The following is a 17179-nucleotide window of genomic DNA, read 5'->3' as shown; positions in this document are numbered from 1 at the left end:
AAAGCTGCATCCGCGCAATTGAGGATGCAGCTTTTTTACTTATCGTACAGACCATTAAACCATCAGCCCCTGGAGATCCTCATAAAACCGTGGATATGAGATGGTCACACAGTCGGCTCCCCTGATGTCCGTAGCCCCGTCCGCGCAAAGGGCGGTGACTGCAAATGTCATGGCGATCCTGTGATCCCCGCGGCTGTCAATGGAAGCTCCGTGAAGAGGCCTGCCGCCCTGGATGATCATGCCGTCCTCTGTCTCAGTCACATCCGCGCCCATGGACCTCAGGCTTTCCACCATGACGGCAATGCGGTTGGATTCCTTCACTTTAAGCTCAGCTGCATCACGGATCACAGTCCGTCCTTCAGCCAGGCAGGCCATGGCCGCGATCATGGGCAGCTCATCGATCAGGGTTGGGATAATGGCTCCGCCGATCTCTGTTCCGTGAAGGGCGCCCCAGCGCACCAGGATATCTGCAGTGGGTTCCCCTGCGCCTTCGCTTCGGTTCAGGAGCTGAAGGTCAGCCCCCATATCCTGGCATACCCGAAGGATTCCATCCCTGGTTGGATTAATTCCCACATTCCTGATCAGCACCTGGGAGCCGGGAACCATAAGGCCGGCCGCGATAAAATAGGCGGCTGAGGAGATATCGCCCGGCACCATGACCTTGGCGCCGTTGAGCTCAGAGGCGGGCTGGATCGTGGCTGTTGTGTCCTCAGCGGAGACCTGTGCCCCAAAGAGATCCAGCATGATCTCCGAATGGTTTCTGGAAACATAGGGCTCAGTCACGCTGGTGGGGCTGTCCGCGTATAATCCGGCCAGGAGGATAGCGGATTTTACCTGGGCGGAAGCCACTTTAGACGGGTAATGGATTCCATGTACGGGACCGCCCTTGATCAGCAGGGGAGCGCAGCCGTTACCCTGTAAACTTGTGATATCCGCCCCCATCAGGGACAAGGGGTCCATGATGCGTTTCATGGGGCGCTTCTGAATGGATTCATCCCCGGTCAGTGTCACAGTGAAATCCTGGGCGCAGAGAATGCCTGAGATAAGACGTGTGGTGGTGCCGCTGTTGCCGCAGTCCAGAACACAGTCAGGCTTTTTCAGGCCGTGGAGTCCATTTCCCTGGACCAGGACCCGGTCGCCCCTGTTTTCGATGGAAATCCCCATTTTTTCAAAACACGCAATGGTGGAAAGGCAGTCCGCGCCCTGGAGAAAGTTATGAATTTCAGTCAGTCCCTTTGCAATGGAACCGAACATCACTGCCCGGTGGGAGATGGATTTATCACCCGGGACAGTGATCTCCCCGCGCAATCCATGTGATTTAGTAAATTCCATAAACAGATACCATGCCCTTTCAAAAGATTACATACGGAACATTTCATATTTATACTGATCCAGCCGCTGCCAGGCAGCTTCCATGGATGCTTCATCATAAAAAGCGATCTTCAAAGCGCCCTCACCCCGCTCGCGGTTGTTGTTGATGCCGATGTTCTTGATACTGATGCCTTTGGCAGCCAGAATAACGGAGATCGTGGAGATTGCACCGATCTCGTCCGCCACATCCACTGTGAACTCATAGGATGGCTCCACAGAACCCTTCGCCTTTTCCGTAATGGAATTGCGGTAATCCCTGGAGGTCTCAAACAGCTGGTAAATTGATTGGCCGCTGTGATGTTTTATCTGGTCCAGGACCTGGTTCAGGGAGGCGATATATTTCTCAAGTATATCCGCTATGGGATCCACATTGGTCATGCAGATCTGTTCCCACATCTCAGGGGAGGAGGAAGCAATCCTTGTTATGTCCTTAAAACCGCCGGCAGCCACCTGCTTCATAATACCATCGGAGGTATCGTTATCCTTTACCAGATTGACCAGGCTGGAGGCAATGAGATGGGGGAGATGGCTGATGGCAGCCACCACCTTGTCGTGTTCCCGGTAATCCAGCACCAAAGGTATGGCTCCGATGGTGTGGGCAACGGCGATGATCCGCCGGTCATTTTCACTGAGGGAGGTGCTGCCTGAAGGATCGCAGCCCCTGGGGGGAGTGACTATATAGTAGGCATTTTCCAAAAGATGGTCCGTGGAATTTTCGTATCCGGTTTTCTCAGAACCGGCCATGGGATGACCGCCTACAAAACAGTGGGTCAGTTTCTGGCGGATGATCTCCTGGTGGATTCCCTGCTTGGTGCTTCCCACGTCCGTGATCAGGGCCCCCTGCTTGAGAAACGGACGGATGGCGGACAGATAGCCCGCATTATACTCCACAGGCGTACACAGGAAAATAAGATCGCATTCCCGCAGATGTTCATCGATCCCGTCCAGGATCACATCCACAATGCCCTCCCTTTTGGCCTGCTCCAGGCGGGAGCGGGATCGCATATAGGCCATGATCTTGATGTCCGGCCGGGAACGCTTAATGCCTTTGGCAATGGAACCTCCAATGAGCCCCAGGCCAATAAATCCTATGGTGGAATCGGTCATTGATAATTTGTCCATACGGTATCCTCCGTTAAAGAAGCGTGTACGCTAGAGTACACAAGAGCACTCTCAGGTTCCGGAGTGCTCCAATCTGGTCTATTTTGCTTCAAAGGTACGTCCGGCCAGATCCGCATACGGTTTCAGATCAGCCATCAGCTGTTCAAAGGCCGGGAATGTCAGGGACTGAGGTCCGTCAGACAGTGCCTTGGAAGGGCAGGGATGTACTTCGATCATCAGTCCGTCTGCGCCCACTGCAATGGATGCTTTGGCCAGCGGCTCCACATAGGCCCTTACGCCGGTTGCATGGCTGGGGTCCACAATAATGGGCAGATGGCTCTTTTGCCGGATCACGGGAACCGCGCTGATATCCAGAGTGTTTCTGGTGGAGGTTTCGTAGGTACGGATACCTCTTTCGCACAGTACGATATTTGGGTTCCCTTCGGAAATGATGTATTCAGCAGCATTCAGCCATTCGTCTATGGTAGCACACAAACCACGTTTTAACAATACAGGGATACCGGATTTGCCGGCTTCCTTTAAAAGTTCAAAGTTCTGCATGTTCCTGGCGCCGATCTGGAGCATGTCAACGTACCGGGAGGCAGCCTCAATTGCATGAAGGCTGGTGACCTCACAGATCACATTAAGACCTGTGGCTTCCCTGGCTTCCTTCATATACTTGAGTCCTTCTTCTTCCAGACCCTGGAAGGAGTAAGGAGAGGTGCGGGGCTTGTATGCGCCTCCCCGCAGGAAGGTGGCGCCTGCTTTTTTAACTGCAAATGCGGTTTCCATCAGCTGTTCCTTGGACTCAATGGCGCAGGGACCGGCCATCACCGTCATGGTTCCAGGCCCGATATGGGTGTTGCCCACGGGAACAATGGAATCCTCGGGATGGAATTTCTTGTTGACCAGCTTGTAGGACTCGGTGACAGCCACCACTTTGTCCACTCCCTCGCTGATTTCAATGTTGCTGCCCTGAAGCCTGGTCTTATCGCCCACAACGCCTACAATTGTAACCTGTGAACCCTTGGACAGATGAACCTGAAGCCCTTTGGATTCAATGATATGTGTGACCTTTCTCACTGCTTCCTCGGAAGCGTTTGGTTTCATGATGATAATCATATTATATTACTCCTTATTATGTCATACAGGGAAATACTTCCCGCCATTTTCAAACACGTTCCAGTGTAAGCCATGTGGGCTTAAATGTCAATACTTTATCACGTTAAACTTTTACGCTTTTATGTATATTAGTAAAAAAGGGGAATAAAACAAGGATCAAATTAAAATACCTGGTCCTCCAGATCTTTTATGATATCTGTAGCATACCGCATCAATATCCTGCGGTCCTTAATGATAATGTCTTTTCTCTGTGTTTTTATGGCACCGGCAGTTCGCAGCTGAGATAAGGCGCGTACAACCTGGCTTCGGGATTTACCCACGGCATCGGCCAGCTCTTCCTGGGTGGTATTAGGTATGGTATTATCCATATTTTTACAAATATCCAAATGTATCAGATAATTACATACGCGGCTGATACATTCACCATCCTGGTATAATACTGGTACAAAGGTGAGATAGGCCAAACGTCCGGCAATTTCTTTATCTGCACGTTCTGAAAAATCCTGATTTGAGCGCATTAAATCCCATAATAAAGTTTTTGAAAATACGATGGCTTTCATATCTCCGTAAGCGGGTTCCGTGCGCCAATAGGGAGCTAAGATAAATTCTTCATGCCTGTTGGCGATCGGTATTATATTACCCTTGCCATAACTCATCACATTGTGGATACTGCCGTCATTTCGCACAACACGTATATTTACACGTCCGCAATCAATATAAATAGCCATTCGGTGAGATTTCATATAAGGACCTATGTCCATGCCTTCAGGGAAGGTTTTAAATTGTCCGCCGGCCTCCAAAATCTGATCACGATATGATTCAAAATATCCATTTCGCCAGAAATAGTTATAACTCATTTGTAATTACCTGCATGTCCTTTCAGATTGAGGCCATTATACTATTATTTTTACCTAATGACAATTGAAAAAGGCAGGTAATTTACATTTAAAATCATCTTTATGGCTCGTATGCGTCAAAGGAATCCGCCTGCATCATGCTATAATCTATTTGGTCCATAGGATGCTATTTGGCAGGGGCGGGAAGGGGGTGAATTGATTTGAGGGTCACAGGACTTTTTTATGGGATTGGGGGAGGCAGCGAGAGAGGATGGCTGGGATGGAGTACGGTCGTGCTGATTCAGGATAACGGACGCAATCTGTTGTTTGATACAGGCGCGTTTAATGACCGTCCGGGACTTTTGATGAAACTGGCTGATCATCATCTGAGTCCCGATGACATTGATTCCGTAATAATCAGCCATCTTCATTTTGACCATATAGGGAATATTGATCTTTTTAAAAAGGCGAAGTGGTACATACATCAGGAAGAAATAGAAGAGAGCGGCAAACCAGGCGATCCTGTACCGGAGCCCTACCGATTATGGATACTGCGTCAACCTAATCTGATCGTAGTCCGCAAACCCAGGATGGGGATCATGTCAGGCATAGAAATGATACATACGCCCGGACATACAAAGGGTTCATGCTCTTTGTTAGCGGTATATGACAAAAAAAGGATCTTACTGTGTGCAGATGCGATAAAAAGCAGGGAGGATATTTGGGGTACACCCTTTTATTTATCGTCATTGGGCCGGATGGTTGGCATTGTAGATTATATAATACCGGGGCATGACTGTCCGCTGCTTCCAGATGGAACCCCATTTGCCGACAACATTAACACCGCACATTGGATTAAGACAAATGCGCCTTTGGAGGTATGCAATTATGGAACAAATGGTAAATACAAAGTATAAGATCATCTGTAAACATTTATATACTGCAGATAAAAAAGGGCATTTTTATACGGATGCAGTGCTGTTCATGTCAGAAGGCAAGATCGACTGGGTTGGGGAGCGAAGGGATGCACCACAGGAGCTGCTGAGAGATGGTTATATGGAATATGATGCATCGGACCGGATCGCTATGCCTGGGCTGATCAATGGTCATGGACACAGTAACCTGAATAGTTACCGCGCCATCAGCGATGCGGAAGACTTTACCCAGTGGGCAGAGGAATTGGCTCCCTATACATCCACCCTTACACAGGAAGATATTGAAAAGAATAACGAGATGTCTGTATTTGAGATGCTGAAGGGGGGGACTACCTGTATTTGTGACTGCACCAGATATGAAGCAGGCCTGATGGCAGATGCGTGTTCCCGGGCAGGGATGCGGTGTCTGGCAGGCGGAATGGCTAATTCTCCGGAATACAGAAAAAATGGAAAGCCTAATTATGATTCCATTGTAGACAGTACGCAGCTGTACAAGGAAAAATATCAGAAAGATAATAGGATCCAATTCTTTTTAGGCGCCCATGCAACCTATAGCTGCACGGAACGGATGATCAAGCAGACCTATGAAAAGTCAAAGATGATTGGGAAACGGTTCATAATCCACGCTGCAGAAACGCTGGATGAAGAGATGACTATAAAAGCGCGTACGGGAATGCGTCCTATCCAATGGCTGGCTGATCTGGGAGTATTATCTCCACGCACAGTACTCATACATTGTGTACAAATGAACGATGAAGATATAGCCATACTCAGGCGTACCGGCAGCAATGTTATCCACTGTCCGGTCAGCAATGCGAAACTGGGAAATGGTATTTCTCCAGTTAAGAAGATGCTGGAAAATGGGATTAATGTAGGGCTGGGCACTGACAGTATGCTGAGCAATAATACGCTGGACATGTTCCAGGAAATCAAAATGGCGGCGTTAGCCAGTCGTCTGAAAGGCAAAGATCAGGCATTATCAAATGAAAAACTTGTAAAGATGGCTACTTCAGAATGTGCCAAAGTGTTGGGAATGGGTAACATTGGAGTGCTGGAGCAGGGGGCTGCAGCAGATGTTCTTTTAGTTAAGCCATGGCACCCTTTGGGATATAATAAAGAACGTTTTCTTTCTGATGTTGTATTTTATATGGACCGATCGTCTGTTGATTCAATTTTTATTGATGGGAATCTGGTGTATACGGAAGGTAAGGTGATCAAGGAAGACGAAACGTTGATGAAAAAAGCCATCATGGATCACTACAGGAGGAAAGTGTTATGAGTTATTGTAAGTTCGGCATTATAACAAGCCATATGTCCGAAGGATTTTTGGAAAACAGACAGTCTCAAATGGTTTCTACGCCATGGGGAGAGGCAAAGGTGTATACAGGCCTGGTAAATGGAGTAAATACAGCTGTGATACTGCGCTATGGAGATCATGCAGATATGGCGTCCCACTTGGTAAATTTTCGATCCAACATATGGGGATTGAAAAAATTGGGAGTAAAACAGATTATTTCCCAAAATGCAATCGGTTCCTGTAATCCTCATATCCGTCCGGGAGATTTTGTGGTGCCGGATGATGCCATGGATTTTACGAAAAAGCGGGTACTCAGTTTTTTTGAAGATCATGCCTGCTGGGTTAGAGTGGACATGAGTGAGCCCTTCTGTGGGAATCTGCGCGGATACCTCCTTGAAGCCTGCGCTGATGAACGGATACCGGTCTGTTCCACTGGCACATTTATCTGTACTGAAGGTCCCAGGTTTGAGACACCTGCGGAGGTTCGATATTATAATTCCATAGGAGGGGATATAATAGGAACCCCCATGTTTCCTGAACTGGTCCTTGCCAAGGAAGCTGGAATGTGTTATGCATCTCTTTCAATGGTAATTAATATGTGTACAGGAATGGGCCCTGCCATTTATCAAAGCGGTGATGAGGGGCTGATGACAGCCTATGAGAAGAACGGTATGGAAGACAAGGTAGAGCGCGTTTTAAAAAATCTGGCCGGCAGGCTGCCGGAAGGAACGGATTGTTTGTGCGCCGGTTTGCCTGAAAAAGGATTTTTTGGCATAAGGCCGGAGTGGTATTTTTAATACAAATGTTGTTAGGGGAAAGAACCCAAAGGAGGATAAAAATGAAAAAAATATTCAGGATGGGATTGGCGTTAGTAACCATGATTTCAATGACAGCTTGCGGCAATTCCGGTACAGGTCAGCCGATTGCTTCATCCAAAGTCCCTGAAACCAGTGTGGCAGCAACAGATAAAGCCACGGAACCCTCAAATGAGGAACTAAACAAAACTACGGACAGTTATGACTGGCCGGACTTTATAACAATGTTGGGAGCTTCCTCAGGAGGGAATGCACAGCTCAGCATGAGTGCGATTGCCCAAATTATTTCTGAATATACGGATTCTACCTGTACAGCCCAGGTTACAGCCGGTTCAGCCCAAAATCCTTACTTAATGGAAGCCGGGGACGGAGACTATGGATTTAATGTGAGTTACTATTTATATTGCGCCAAAAACGGTATAGGGAGCTACAAGGATGCACCGGTTGACCTGGATGCAAAGCTGGTTATGATGTATTCTTCCAGCATTGTTCAGATTGCGTGCCGTAAAGGTTCTGAAATTAACAGTTTGGATGACCTGGTTGGGAAAAAGGTGGTGGTAGGCACCGCGGGCAGCGGAAATGAAAATATGTGCCATGATCTTATGGGAATCTGCGGTTTTTATACGGAAGCAGACGGCTATAAGTTTAAAGCTGAATATTCCAGCCCGGCAGATGGCGTTGAGCTTATTCAAAATGGCCAGGCAGATGCCATGATTATGACAGGGACAGTCCCTATGACTAATTATTCACAGCTGTTTGCCACAAAAGATATTTATCTGATCGATTTTACAGAGGAGCAGGTTGAAGCAATTGTTAACGCTGAAATCGGATATTCAAAAGCAGTCATACCGGCAGGCTCCTATGAGGGGGAGATAAAAGAGGAGCTGTCCAGCGTAGTCAGCGTGGCAGGTTTGGCATGCAAGGCATCCTGCAATGAAGAAGAGGTGTATTGGATCACACGCCTGATTGTAGAGCATTGGGAGGAACTTGAAGGGATGCACAGTCTGTTTGCCGGCACTACGGCCAAAGATGTATTTGAACTGACTTACAATGACCCATATGTGGAAATGCATCCCGGTGCTGTCCGGTATTTTAAAGAAATAGGTTGGGTTACGGAATAATCTATGGTGAAGGGGGATATCATGGCAGATGCTGGTAATAAAACTTTAGGGCAGGATACGGTTTCCTTAAGTTCTGTTGAAACAGTGGATGCAGATACTCAGCAGGAATTACTGGATAAATATGATCGGGATTCTGCGGTAGAGAAGGAAAGTAAGGACTGGAGATATAAGGTATCGGATATTATGGGGGGAATACTCTGCCTGTATGTCTACATTACCTGTGCGGTGGGCGCCCCTGAAGCGCTCATGCACAGAGCCATATTTATGTGCTTTTGTCTTACTATGATCTTTCTGCTGTATGCATTGCGCAAACAGGATACAGGAAGGCTGCCAAGATGGTATGATTTTATAATGATAGCAACGGTCCTGGTTGTATGTGGCTATGTGATCTCAAATCACCGCTCAATTACAACGGGAAGCGGTATTGCTTCTAAATTGGAAATATTTCTTTGCATACTGCTGGTACTGACAGTTATGGAAGCAATACGCAGATCTGGAGGAACCAGTATTGTGATCATTATCGCAATATTTTTGGCATATGCCTATTTTGGAAAATATGCTCCGGGAGCTCTCAAGCATTCAGGCCTTAGCATAAAGCGGATCGCTTCCCAGCTTTTATTGACCAGTGAGGGACTGTTTGGATCTAATGTGGGTACGGTGGCCGGGGTGCTTAGTCTGTTCCTTATTTTTGCAACATTTATGGAAAAAACGGGAACAGGGCAGTTTATCAATGATTTTGCCCTTTCCATTGCCGGAAAGTCTGCCGGAGGCCCGGCAAAAGTTTCCGTAGTAACCAGCGCATTGTTTGGCACAATTAGCGGCAATGCAGTTAGCAATGTGGTAACTACAGGCGCATTTACCATTCCGTTAATGAAAAAGACAGGTTACGAACCGGAATTCGCAGGAGCTGTGGAAGCAGTGTCATCCACAGCCGGTCAGCTTATGCCTCCTATTATGGGAGCCAGTGCTTTTATTATGGCGGATATCACAGGAATCGCTTACAGCAAGATATGTCTGGCAGCCATTGTACCCGTCTTATTATATTATACGGGCTGCTTTGCAATGGTACATCTTAGAGCCTGTAAACTGGGCCTTAGGGGGCTTGCAAAAGAGGATTGCCCGAAGCTGCTTTTGGTTCTCAAAGAAGATGGATATCTATTCCTGCCGTTTATATTTGTTGTAGTTATGCTGTGCGTTGGCTACACGGTTACCTGGGTGGGAGTTCGTGCCATACCACTTTGTGTCCTCATAGCTGCGTGTAAGAAAAAGACGCGTTTGGGTTTAAAAGATATATGGCAGTGCCTGCAATTGTCCGGCAAACGGTTGGTGAGCGTAGCGGCAATGTGCTGTGGTATCAATATGATTACGGCAGTCTGTAATTTGACGGGTATTACTCAGACACTGAGTAACGTCATATTGAAATTGGCTGGGGGAAACTTCACGATTTCCTGCATACTTATCGCAGTTATCTGTATTGTCATGGGGATGGGACTGCCTACCATATCTGTCTATATGCTGCTTTCAACCGTAGCTGCCCCTGCTCTTATCAGTGGATTTAATGTGCCGGTTTTGGCAGCGCATATGTTTGTTTTTTATTTTGGTTTATTGGCTAATGTGACTCCGCCAGTGGCAATACCAGCTTATGCGGCGGCCGGATTAGCAAATGCTGATCCGGGAAAGACAGGATGGCAGGCATTTAAATTAGCGTTGGGCGGCTTTCTGGTTCCCATGATATTCATTAATTCACCTGACCTTCTGTTTTGCGATGGCCTAGTCACTATTTGGGTTATTGAAAAGATCGTTACTGCGGTGATAGGAGTTATGCTGCTTAGCACGGCGGTAGAGGGATGGATGCTTACAAAAATGCAGAGATGGCAAAGGGCCGTTGTTGCAGTGGCCGCCATTTTGATGGTAATACCAACTACGTTGACAGATGTGATCGGTGTAACGGTGATGGTAGTGACAGGACTATCCCAGAATAGACTGTTGATACGGCAGAAGCAAGGTTAATAAAGCGGGGGATAGAAGAATGGTATCCATTCTGCTATTCCCCTTTGCCGGATTCCCCAATGCTATTCATACAATTCCGGCGGGAAAAAGATAAGATTGTACACATAGGCCACTGGATAAATTCCGGTGGCTTTTGTATTTCAGAAATAGTATAATAAGATAGAATAAGGCAATTACATAGAGGGGGTTTTCTTATGAAGAGGCTAGGATTTTATGTGGCAATCCATGTCAAACCTGGGATTTTATTATATCGCAGGATACTATACCATTGAGGAAACCTTGGATAAATCCCTTGAGACAGCAAAAACTATTCAGACAAAAATCAGTTCCTGGGATGAGTTTGTGGAAAGTTACCTGGCAGGGTATGCGTCTTGGTCAGGAACCGATGCTTCTGACCGCAGATATATCTATGAACAGTTGAAGACAAGCGCTTTCAATCCGTTTAGCCTGGACTGGAATATGCCGCTGGAGAAGAGCTGGTAGATGGATGGTTATTGATTCTATTAGCATTTACAAGGCTTTTAAGGGTTTTCAGATTGTTCATATAAGAATGTTGTGCAAATGATATAAAAAGCTTGAAAAATTCTGAAAAATTTAGTAAAATATACGCATGGGCTTAAATATTATGTACAGGAGGGAAATATATGAACGTATATGGGACTGAACAAATCCGCAACGTTGTATTACTTGGACATGGAGGCGCAGGTAAGACGACTGTTGCGGAAGCACTGGCGCTGATCACAGGCATGACGACCCGCATGGGAAAGGTGCCTGACGGCAATACCATCAGCGATTATGACAAAGAAGAGATCAAGAGACAGTTTTCTATTTCCACCACGCTGATCCCGCTGGAATATGCAGGCGAGGACGGACCAATTAAGATTAACCTTCTGGATACGCCGGGATTTTTTGATTTTGTAGGAGAAGTAGAGGAGGCGATCAGCGTTGCTGATGCAGCCATTATCGTAGTAAACTGTAAGGCAGGCATTGAACCGGGAACAGAGAAGGCATGGGAGATGTGTGAAAAGTACAACCTGCCCAGGCTGATCTTTGTTACCAACATGGATGATGACCATGCCAGCTACCGTGAACTGGTAGTGAAGATGGAGACCCGTTTTGGACGTAAGATCGCGCCGTTCCAGCTGCCGATCCGTGAGAATGAAAAATTTGTAGGTTTCGTCAACGTGGTTAAGATGGCCGGCCGCCGTTTTACTAAGCTGAGCGATTATGAAGAGTGCGAGATCCCTGATTATGTTCAGAAGAACCTGACCATTGCAAGAGATGCTCTGATCGAGGCTGTTGCCGAGACTAATGAAGAATATATGGAGCGCTATTTCCTGGGCGAAGAATTTACTCAGGAGGAGATTTCCACCGCTCTGCGCGAGCATGTGATCGAAGGCGACATTGTACCTGTTATGATGGGATCCGGCATCAACTGCCAGGGCTTTAAGGTACTGCTTCAGGCCATTGACAAGTATTTCCCGTCACCTGACCATTTTGAGTGCATTGGCGTGGACGTATCCACAGGCGAGCGCTTTACTGCCAAGTACAATGATGATGTATCCCTGTCCGCAAGGGTATTTAAGACCATTGTGGATCCCTTTATCGGCAAATATTCACTGATGAAGATCTGTACCGGTACCCTGAAAGGGGACACCATGGTATATAATGTTAATAAGGATGCGGAAGAGAAGATTGGAAAGCTTTATATACTCCGCGGCAAGGAGCAGATCGAGGTACAGGAGTTAAGGGCAGGCGATATCGGCGCTGTTGCAAAGCTTACCGTTACCCAGACAGGCGATACCATGGCGGTGCGCACAGCTCCCATTGTGTACCATAAGCCGCAGACCTCCACACCGTATACCTATATGGCTTACAAGGCAGCCAACAAGGGCGAGGATGACAAGGTATCCACCGCTTTGGCACGTATGATGGAAGAAGACCTGACCCTGAAGGTTGTCAATGATGCTGAAAACCGCCAGTCACTGCTCTACGGCATCGGCGACCAGCAGCTGGATGTTGTTGTAAGCAAGCTTCAGAGCCGTTACAAGGTGGACATTATCCTGTCCAAGCCTAAATTTGCATTCCGTGAGACCCTGCGCAAGAAGGTTAAGGTTCAGGGTAAACATAAGAAACAGTCCGGCGGCCACGGCCAGTATGGTGATGTTATTATGGAATTTGAGCCATCCGGCGATCTTGAGACACCGTTTGTATTTGAGGAAAAGGTATTTGGCGGTTCTGTTCCGAGAAACTACTTCCCGGCAGTGGAAAAGGGACTTCAGGAATGCGTTGTGAAAGGACCTCTTGCAGGATATCCGGTGGTTGGATTAAAGGCAACCCTCTTAGATGGTTCCTATCATCCTGTGGACTCCTCTGAAATGGCATTTAAGATGGCAACAATCCTGGCCTTTAAACAGGGCTTTATGGATGCCAATCCAGTGCTTCTGGAGCCGATCGCATCCCTTAAGGTGACGGTTCCTGATAAGTTCACCGGTGATGTTATGGGCGATTTAAACCGCAGGAGAGGCCGTGTTCTGGGAATGAACTCAGACCACAACGGCAAACAGGTGATAGAGGCGGATATTCCGATGTCTGAGCTTTTTGGCTATAACACAGACCTGCGTTCCATGACAGGCGGCATCGGTCTTTACAGCTATGAGTTTACCCGTTATGAGCAGGCTCCCGGCGATGTACAAAAGCGTGAGGTAGAGGCAAGGGCCGCAGCTAAGGATTCTGAGTGATCCGCCTGATGGACAGCCGATTATAGATGTAGCAAAGTCACTGAACAAAGGTGCAAGACTGCCCGCGTTATCTGCGGGCAGTTGTTTTGCCTCAGATTGGATGCAGTTTGATCGGATTAAATGGATTCAATTGCATGTAGCTGCATATCATAAACAAAGCAATATAAAATACTTCAAACTGTTGCAAATGTCACAGAAAAACAGGAACGAGTATGATATATTAATGTCATCAAAAGGAAAAACAAAATTTATAACATAAATTCAAGGAGGAAATAACAATGAAAAAATATGTATGTGATCCATGTGGATGGATATATGACCCGGAGGTTGGCGATCCTGACGGCGGTATTGCACCTGGAACAGCATTTGAGGATATTCCGGATGACTGGGTATGTCCTCTGTGCGGAGTTGGCAAGGATATGTTCTCTGAGATCGAAGAATAAGATACGTTCATACGGAAAACAAAGCACCTCTTTTCGGCTATTTTAACCGAAAAGAGGTGCTTTTTTGGAAATTGTCCTTGAGTATAAACTGGGAAGAGTTTACAATAGAGGAAGAAGTTAAGGATAGAAAACGGTTAACGGTAAGATCGGTTAACAATAGGGGGAAAGGGAAATCTTATTTATGACTGAGGAGCAGAGAAAGCTGTTTGAGGATACATTCCTTTCAAGCGTGCTTGACCGGATGGATACCCATATCTATATAACGGATTTGGAGACAGATGAAATTCTGTACATGAATGAGAATATGAAACATGCTTTTGGGCTTGAGGATCCGGAAGGGAAAGTCTGCTGGCAGGTCCTGCAGCACGGAATATCCAGGCGCTGTGAATTCTGTCCCATTGACCGTTTGATGGAAAAGAAGTCTGAAAAGGGATGGGTATGGCAGGAAAACAATACCTTAACAGGGCGCGTCTATCACAATTATGACAGTCTGATCAAGTGGAACGGGAGGACCTATCATATCCAGAACTCCATTGATGTGACGGAATATGACAGGATGTCGAATTCAGCCCGCACCGATGAGCTGACCCAGATGCTCAACCGCCGCGGCGGCAATGAACGCCTGGCCCAGGCCATTGAACAGGCGGCGCGGGAGAATCAGATCCTCACCCTGGTACTGTATGATATCAATGAACTGAAGCAGGTGAATGACAAGTACGGCCACAGCGCCGGAGACAGCCTGCTGCGCTATGTTGCATCCATCACCAGGGAATGCCTGGGCAGGTTGGACTTTATGTTCCGTTTAAGCGGAGATGAGTTTGTCATGCTTTTTTATGGGCGCAGCCGGGCTGAGGTGGAAGAAAGCATGAAACGGGTCCTTCAGAGGGCAAGGCAGGACCGGGAGCGGGTAGGCATTGACTACGGCGTGCCTTTCAGCTACGGGATGACCGAGATATATCCGGGGGATAACAGCTCCATGGATGATATGATCGCCAGGGCGGATGAGCAGATGTATATACAGAAAAGGGCTTACCATATCATCCGGGCAAAAAAGAAACTCAGTGAAAACGGACAGAGCACAAGCGCCGATCTTTTTAAATATGACAATGAAACGTTTTATAATGCATTGACATCCAGCACCGAGGACTATATATTTGTGGGCAATATGAAAACCGGTGTGTTCCGCTATCCTCAGGCCATGGTGGAGGAGTTTGGACTGCCCGGTCAGGTGGTTATGAATGCGGCTGCATTCTGGGGCGGCCTGATCCATCCCCATGATGAGGCGTATTTTCTGGAGAGCAACCAGAATATAGCGGACGGCAGGGAAGACTACCACAACATTGAATACAGGGCCAGGAATGTAAAGGGAGAGTGGATATGGCTGCGCTGCCGGGGCAAGATGGTCCGGGATGAGGAGGGAAGGCCGGAACTCTTTGCAGGCATGATCAGCAATCTGGGAAAGAGGAATCAGATTGACCATATGACCGGCCTTTATAATAAGTATGAGTTTGAGGGGGATATAAAAAAATATCTGGTGGACCACAAGGAAGTGGATATGATTGGGCTTATGATCCTGGACCTGGATTCGTTCAAGAATATCAACGATCTCTATGACCGGTCCTTTGGGGATGAGGTCCTGCGGATCACGGCGCAAAAGGTGTCGTCCATGCTTCCGGCCAATGCCAAGCTGTACCGCCTGGATGGGGATGAGTTCGGCGTCCTCTGCCTTGGCAGCAATGAGGAAGATGGACAGGATATTTTCCATAAGATACAGCAGAATTTCCATAAGCAGCAGGAGTATAACGGGAGGAAGTACTACTGTACATGTTCAGCGGGCTTCACCATTTACCCCAGGGACGGGGACAATTACCTGGAACTTCTTAAATGTGCCAACTATTCCCTGGAGCACTCTAAGCTGACCGGCAGGAACAGGATGACTGTATTTTCCAAGGACATCCTTGCCGGACGGGAGCGGCGGCTGGAACTGCTGGAGCTTCTCAGGGAAAGCATTGAGCGGGGATTTGCGGGATTTACCATTCATTATCAGCCTCAGGTGGATACCAGGACAGGTGTGCTGCAGGGAGCGGAGGCGCTGGCCAGATGGCACTGCAGCAAGTACGGGGACATTTCCCCGGGAGAGTTCATTCCCCTTCTGGAGCAGAACGGACTGATTATCCAGCTGGGGCGGTGGATCTTTTGCCATGCGGCTGCCCAGTGCAGGGAATGGTGCGGTTTTAAGCCTGATTTCCGCATGAGCATCAATCTCTCCTATGTCCAGCTGACAGAGGGGGATATCATACCGTATATTGGCGATACCTTAAAGGAGCTTGATCTGGAGGCATCCCATGTGGTCATGGAACTGACAGAAACCTATCTGGCCAAGGCGGATGACCGCATCCTGCAGATGCTAAGGGACATGAAGGCCATTGGCATACAGGTTGCCATGGATGATTTTGGAGTGGGCTATTCCTCACTGTTTTCCCTGAAGAACATTCCGGTGGATATTGTTAAAATAGACAGAGGGTTTGTGAAAGGGGTCACCACAGATATATTCAACGCCACATTTATCCGTTCCATCACAGCGCTGTGCCATGATGTTGGCAAGCAGGTGTGTTTGGAGGGCGTGGAGACCGAGGAGGAATACCTGGCGGTGAGGGAGCTTGGAATGGAGTCCATACAGGGCTTTTATTTTGGACGCCCTGCAGGACCTGTGGAATTTGAACAGAAATACGGATTAAATATATAAACGGACACTGCGCTTGTCCATTTCAATGATACGTTCCTCCTTCATACGCTTCAGTTCCCGGGTCATGGCGCTGCGGTCGATGGAGAGATAATCGGCCAGATCCACCATGGTAAAGGGAAGGCGGAAGGAGGAACTTTTTGCCTGTGCGGCCAGCTGGAGAAAATAACACATCAGTTTTTCGCGGATGGTGCGCTGGGAAAGGACCTCCACCCTGCGGCTTAAGTTCAGGGCGCGCTCGGAGATCATATCCAGAAGGTTCTGGGTCAGCTGATGGTGGTAGGTACAGGCTTTTGTACAGGGGGAACTGATGGTGGCATAGTGGATAAAAAGCACATCACAGGCACTGTCGCTGACCACGCTGATGCCGGCATTCTCGCTGCCCTCATAGGACAGCAGATGGCCAAAGATGTCCTGGGGACCCAGCCGTTCCAATATGGTCCTGGCCCCGTTGAATTCATAGCGCACCACGGAGGCGGTGCCTTTTCCAATGATACCGATGTCATTAAAGCCCTGGTCGTAATCGCAGATGGTCTCGCCGGCCCGGAACTGTTTCGACCTTCCGTCCAGGCAGGTAAGCAGGCGTTTGTATTCTTCCATGGAAATGTCTTTAAATAAGTTTTTCTGAAAATATTCTGTCATCT

General features: G+C 47.7%; 14 protein-coding genes. 9 read left to right on the top strand and 5 right to left on the bottom strand.

Annotation, left to right across the window (positions count from 1 at the left end; translation table 11 throughout):
• Positions 1–54 precede the first annotated feature (54 nt).
• From aroA to HMPREF9469_RS01955, 4 genes are all read right to left on the bottom strand, one after another.
• Complete coding sequence (gene aroA, locus HMPREF9469_RS01970) at positions 55–1332, bottom strand: 3-phosphoshikimate 1-carboxyvinyltransferase (RefSeq protein WP_007858642.1); 1278 nt, start codon at positions 1330–1332, stop codon at positions 55–57.
• Positions 1333–1359: 27 nt separating this feature from the next.
• Entirely contained in the window at positions 1360–2493 is a 1134-nt protein-coding gene (locus HMPREF9469_RS01965) for a prephenate dehydrogenase (protein WP_007858641.1), read from the bottom strand.
• A 78-nt stretch (positions 2494–2571) separates the two neighbouring features.
• Complete coding sequence (gene aroF, locus HMPREF9469_RS01960) at positions 2572–3594, bottom strand: 3-deoxy-7-phosphoheptulonate synthase (RefSeq protein WP_007858638.1); 1023 nt, start codon at positions 3592–3594, stop codon at positions 2572–2574.
• A 161-nt stretch (positions 3595–3755) separates the two neighbouring features.
• Positions 3756–4451 (bottom strand): Crp/Fnr family transcriptional regulator, encoded by a 696-nt coding sequence (locus tag HMPREF9469_RS01955; RefSeq protein ID WP_007858636.1) that lies wholly within the window; start codon positions 4449–4451, stop codon positions 3756–3758.
• A 200-nt stretch (positions 4452–4651) separates the two neighbouring features.
• On the opposite strand from HMPREF9469_RS01955, the gene HMPREF9469_RS01950 reads away from it, so the two are divergent.
• The 9 genes from HMPREF9469_RS01950 to HMPREF9469_RS01910 all read left to right on the top strand — a co-directional run bounded on the left by HMPREF9469_RS01950 (position 4652) and on the right by HMPREF9469_RS01910 (position 16538).
• Positions 4652–5347 carry an MBL fold metallo-hydrolase gene (locus tag HMPREF9469_RS01950; protein ID WP_007858634.1) on the top strand — a complete coding sequence of 232 codons (696 nt, stop codon included), beginning with the start codon at positions 4652–4654 and terminating at the stop codon, positions 5345–5347.
• Positions 5319–6644: an amidohydrolase family protein gene (locus tag HMPREF9469_RS01945; protein ID WP_007858632.1), complete on the top strand. Its 1326-nt coding sequence runs from the start codon at positions 5319–5321 to the stop codon at positions 6642–6644. The genes HMPREF9469_RS01950 and HMPREF9469_RS01945 overlap by 29 nt, the downstream gene beginning before the upstream one ends.
• Positions 6641–7459: an MTAP family purine nucleoside phosphorylase gene (locus tag HMPREF9469_RS01940; protein ID WP_007858630.1), complete on the top strand. Its 819-nt coding sequence runs from the start codon at positions 6641–6643 to the stop codon at positions 7457–7459. The genes HMPREF9469_RS01945 and HMPREF9469_RS01940 overlap by 4 nt, the downstream gene beginning before the upstream one ends.
• A 41-nt stretch (positions 7460–7500) precedes the next feature.
• Positions 7501–8598: a TAXI family TRAP transporter solute-binding subunit gene (locus HMPREF9469_RS01935; protein WP_007858629.1), complete on the top strand. Its 1098-nt coding sequence runs from the start codon at positions 7501–7503 to the stop codon at positions 8596–8598.
• A 21-nt stretch (positions 8599–8619) separates the two neighbouring features.
• Positions 8620–10608 (top strand): TRAP transporter permease, encoded by a 1989-nt coding sequence (locus HMPREF9469_RS01930; RefSeq protein ID WP_007858628.1) that lies wholly within the window; start codon positions 8620–8622, stop codon positions 10606–10608.
• Positions 10609–10821: 213 nt separating this feature from the next.
• Entirely contained in the window at positions 10822–11091 is a 270-nt protein-coding gene (locus tag HMPREF9469_RS01925) for a DUF1266 domain-containing protein (protein ID WP_007858627.1), read from the top strand.
• Between the two features lie 161 nt (positions 11092–11252).
• A complete protein-coding gene (locus tag HMPREF9469_RS01920) occupies positions 11253–13349 on the top strand; it encodes an elongation factor G (RefSeq protein WP_007858626.1) in 2097 nt (698 codons plus the stop codon).
• 278 nt (positions 13350–13627) lie between these two features.
• Positions 13628–13792: a rubredoxin gene (gene rd, locus HMPREF9469_RS01915; RefSeq protein WP_007858625.1), complete on the top strand. Its 165-nt coding sequence runs from the start codon at positions 13628–13630 to the stop codon at positions 13790–13792.
• Positions 13793–13973: 181 nt separating this feature from the next.
• Positions 13974–16538: a bifunctional diguanylate cyclase/phosphodiesterase gene (locus HMPREF9469_RS01910; RefSeq protein ID WP_007858610.1), complete on the top strand. Its 2565-nt coding sequence runs from the start codon at positions 13974–13976 to the stop codon at positions 16536–16538.
• Here the strand turns inward: HMPREF9469_RS01910 and HMPREF9469_RS01905 are convergent.
• Positions 16527–17177 carry a Crp/Fnr family transcriptional regulator gene (locus HMPREF9469_RS01905; protein ID WP_007858609.1) on the bottom strand — a complete coding sequence of 217 codons (651 nt, stop codon included), beginning with the start codon at positions 17175–17177 and terminating at the stop codon, positions 16527–16529. The genes HMPREF9469_RS01910 and HMPREF9469_RS01905 overlap by 12 nt on opposite strands.
• Between the last annotated feature and the right edge of the window lie 2 nt (positions 17178–17179).

It is taken from the genome of [Clostridium] citroniae WAL-17108 (genome assembly GCF_000233455.1).
GTDB lineage: Bacteria > Bacillota > Clostridia > Lachnospirales > Lachnospiraceae > Enterocloster > Enterocloster citroniae.
Note: the sequence above shows the minus strand (reverse complement) of the source record. Positions and strands in the feature narration are given on the sequence as shown.